The organism is Sedimentitalea todarodis (genome assembly GCF_032595355.1).
In the GTDB taxonomy this organism is placed as follows: Bacteria; Pseudomonadota; Alphaproteobacteria; order Rhodobacterales; family Rhodobacteraceae; genus Sedimentitalea; species Sedimentitalea todarodis.
Map to the genome: position 1 here is coordinate 1 of NZ_JASMWN010000071.1, position 2,519 is coordinate 2,519.

3 protein-coding genes are annotated in these 2,519 nt (G+C 59.1%); all 3 read left to right on the plus strand.

The features are described 5' to 3' along the window. Window positions 1-60 precede the first annotated feature (60 nt). From tnpA to tnpC, 3 genes are read left to right on the plus strand one after another with little or no spacing between them, the layout of a single operon-like run. Window positions 61-450, plus strand: a complete 390-nt coding sequence (tnpA, locus tag QO231_RS25940) for an IS66-like element accessory protein TnpA (protein ID WP_316783160.1) — start codon at window positions 61-63, stop codon at window positions 448-450. Further along, entirely contained in the window at window positions 447-797 is a 351-nt protein-coding gene (gene tnpB, locus QO231_RS25945; RefSeq protein WP_316783163.1) for an IS66 family insertion sequence element accessory protein TnpB, read from the plus strand. Before tnpA ends, tnpB begins: the two co-directional genes overlap by 4 nt. A 60-nt stretch (window positions 798-857) precedes the next feature. Then, window positions 858-2,495 (plus strand): IS66 family transposase, encoded by a 1,638-nt coding sequence (gene tnpC, locus QO231_RS25950; protein ID WP_316783165.1) that lies wholly within the window; start codon window positions 858-860, stop codon window positions 2,493-2,495. The last annotated feature ends 24 nt before the right edge of the window (window positions 2,496-2,519 follow it).

Genomic DNA, 2,519 nt, shown 5'->3' on the forward strand with positions numbered 1-2,519 from the left:
GTACGCCTCCGGCGAGGGCCGTCTTTTGGTGTGATGTGAGATTTTGTAGCGGTTGCAGTCATGAGCAGCAACAAACCCACCCCTCGCAAGCAAGCCGTTTCCAACGCCAAAACTGGGCGTCGTCATCGGTCTGATGCCGAAAAGCTGAAGATCGTTAAGGAAAGTTTTGAGAAAGGGTGTGTGCAGGCGCAATTGGCGCGTCGGCATGGAATTTCGACGTCTCAGCTTTGGGATTGGCGGGCGCGCTACAAGGCTGGGCTGCTTGAAGACCGTGCGGACTTTTCCCAGGTTGTGGTGACACAAGAGACGCCGGAAGGCGTTCAGGATCAGGCGAGATCCGCCGCTGCGTGCCCCGATCTGGTGATTGAGGTAGGCCAATGCTATCGGTTCACGATCCCGGCGGGGTTCGACATGGATGCAGCGGCTCGTCTTTTGCGGGGGTTGGCATGATTGCGTTTCCGGCGGGTGTGAAAGTTTGGATCGCGGGTGGCGTCACGGACATGCGGCGGGGAATGAACACTCTGGCGCTGCAGGTGCAACAGGGTTTGGGGCGCGATCCGTATGCCGGGGAGATTTTCTGCTTTCGTGGGCGTCGCGGCGATTTGGTCAAGATTTTGTGGCACGATGGCGTTGGGACGTCGCTGTACCTGAAGCGGCTTGAGGCGGGTAAATTCATCTGGCCAACAAGTGGGTCTGGCGAGGCTGTGCAGGTTTCGGCAGCGCAGTTGGGCTATCTTCTGGAAGGGATAGACTGGCGCAATCCACGCTGGACACAACGCCCTGCAAAGGCTGGGTAAACTGCAACAAATGGTCTGTTTTTGTTGGCACCGCTTGCGCCCGGATGGTAGATATTCGCCATGTCGGATGCCGCTTCTGAAATCGCCAAATTACGCGCTGCCTTGGCTGCGGCGCAAGCCCGTGCTCAAGCTGCGGAAAGTGATTTGGCGCAGACCCGTGCGGTCGTTTCCTGTTCCGAGGCGATGATCAAAGAACTGAAGCTTGAGATCGCCAAACTGCGGCGCGACAAATACGGCGTATCTTCTGAACGCAGCGCGCGGCTGCTGGATCAGCTGGAACTACAACTCGAGGAACTCGAAGCGGCGGCAACTGAGGATGCGCTGGCTGCAGAACAGGCCGCGCTCGACGCGCAAACCACCGTCACATCCTTCACCCGCCGTAAACCGTCCCGCAAACCGTTTCCGGAGCATTTGCCGCGCGAACGTGTGGTGGTTGAAGCTCCCACTCAATGCACCTGCTGCGGGTCGGATCGGATCGTGAAGATGGGAGAGGATGTCACCGACACGCTGGAAGTCGTCCCGCGCCAGTGGAAGGTGATCCAGACCGTCCGGGAAAAGTTCACTTGCCGGTCGTGCGAAAAGATCAGCCAGCCCCCTGCGCCGTTCCATACCATCCCGCGCGGTTGGGCCGGGCCCAGTCTGATTGCCATGGTGGCCTTTGAAAAGTTCGGCCAGCATCAACCGCTGAACCGCCAAGCAGAACGCTTCGCCCGCGAAGGTGTGGATATCAGCCTGTCCACATTGGCCGACTTGATTGGCCATGCGGCGGTTGCTCTGGCCCCGATACATGAGTTGATTGCGCAGCATGTGCTGAGCGCGGGTCGTCTACACGGGGATGATACAACCGTCCCGCTGCTCGCACGGGGCGGCACCAAAACAGCGCGGCTTTGGACCTATGTGCGAGAAGACCGGCCATTTGACGGTGGCGCACCACCGGCAGCTTTGTTTTATTTCTCTCGGGACAGAGAAATGACGCATCCCAACAAACACCTCACCAACTGGCACGGAATTTTGCAGTCCGACGCCTACAGCGGCTACAATGATCTCTACCGCCCCGACCGGAAACCAGGCCCGGTGAGCAGCGCCCTGTGCTGGTCACATGCGCGGCGAAAATTCTTCGAGCTGGCCGACATCGCCGGAAACGTGCGCAAGGGAAAACCCGCCCATGACATCTCGCCCATTGCGCTTGAAGCCGTCCAGCGGATCGACGCGATCTTCGACATCGAGCGCGATATCAACGGTCTGAATACTGAGGACCGTCACGCCGTCCGCCAAACCCTATCGCGGCCCCTGGTCGAGGCTTTGCACGGCTGGTTCATTGAGCAAAGAGCGCGGATGTCCAAGCACAACCCGGTCGCCAAGGCGATCAAATACATGATTGAAAAGCAAGGCCGCTGGGATGCGTTCACCACCTTCCTCGATGACGGGCGCATTTGCCTGACAAACAACGCAGCCGAACGCGCCCTGCGCGGCGTGGCTCTGGGCCGAAAAAGCTGGCTCTTCGCCGGATCAGAGCGCGGCGGCGACCGCGCAGCCTTCATGTACACATTGATCATCACGGCAAAAATGAACGACATCGACCCACAAGCTTGGCTCGCTGACGTCCTAAAACGACTGCCCGACATGCCCGTCTCGCGCGTACATGAAATGTTACCGTGGAACTGGAAAACCGCAGCACAAAACGTCAAGGCCGCATAACCGCGGTCCACACCGGATGTTTAC